Source organism: Bradyrhizobium sp. P5_C11_2 (assembly GCF_054049755.1).
On sequence record NZ_JBFULT010001037.1, the window covers coordinates 1 to 1264 of the forward strand.

The following is a 1264-nucleotide window of genomic DNA, read 5'->3' on the forward strand; positions in this document are numbered from 1 at the left end:
TAGTAGAACATGACCGCAAGGAAGACGACAGTGAACAGGAGATCGACGACAAGGGTGAGCGCCGAGCTCGTCAGGAACTGCCGGATGTTCTCAAGCTCGCGAACGCGTGCGACCGAATCGCCGACGCGGCGTGTCTGGAAATATGCGATCGGCAACGCCATCAGGTGACGAAACAGCCGGGCGCCGAGCTCGACGTCGATGCGGTTCGTCGTGTGCGCGAACAGATGGACGCGCAACGTGCCGAGAACGGTCTCGAACAAGGTCAACGCGACGAGACCCGCGACCAGGACGTCGAGCGTGCTGATGCTCCGATGCACCAGTACCTTGTCGATGACGACCTGGAAGAACAGCGGGGCGACGAGGGCAAAGACCTGAAGGAAGAACGACGCGATCAGCACCTCGCCGAGAAGCCCGCGATACTTGTGGACCGCACCGAGAAACCAGCCGATATCGAATCGCCTGGAGAGATCCGTCAGGGCCGCACGCCGGGTCATCAGGATGATGTCGCCGTCCCAGATGGCCTCGAGCTCGGCCTGCGTTATCGATTCGGGCCGGGAAGACAATGGACGCTGAACAAGAAGCTTGTCGTCGATGACCTTGCCCAGGATCAGGAAGCTGCCGTCGCGCAGCGCGGCGATTGCCGGCAACGGCGTGACGGCAAGCCTATTCCAGCTCGACCGCTGGGCCCGGGCCTTGAGGCCGAACTCCCTGGTACAGCGCAGGATTTCGGTCACACCGACCCGCGAGGTTCCCATGCGATGGCGAATTTGCTCCGGGTCGGCCGCAATGCCGTGGCAACGCAGCAATATCGCCATCGCAATGAGCCCCGACTCATCGCCTTCCGCGGGCTCGGGACCCGGCTCCTGGACGGGTATATCGCGATGACCGGCGGACCGTGCAGACGCCAGAGCATCGCCTGCGAGCGCAACCAGATCACGCCCGCGCGCAATCAGACCGGCAAAGGCATGCTGCGCCAGATCTGCGAGGCCATGAGATCCGGTCAGGATCAAGCGGCCGTCCCAGATCTCTTCAAATTCCGCACGCGGCATCAACTTCGGATGCGTCGCGGTCGGATGCAGCACAAGCGCGGCGTCCTCCTCGACCTTCCCGAGCAGCAGGAAGCCGCCATCACGCAGCGCTGCGATTCCGGGCAGACTGATGCCTGCGAGTTGTTTCCAATGTGTCGTGCGCGAACCGACCTTCAATCCGAAATCGCGGGCGCAACGCAGCATCGCACGGATGCCGATTGCGCTCTCCCCGCAAC

Annotated in this window: 1 protein-coding gene; it reads right to left on the reverse strand. The window is 63.1% G+C overall.

Going from position 1 to position 1264, the window contains the following annotated elements; translation table 11 throughout:
• A partial coding sequence (locus ACXJL8_RS41450; protein WP_456687078.1) for a cysteine peptidase family C39 domain-containing protein occupies positions 1-1232 on the reverse strand: 1232 nt, incomplete at its 3' end.
• Positions 1233-1264 lie beyond the last annotated feature (32 nt).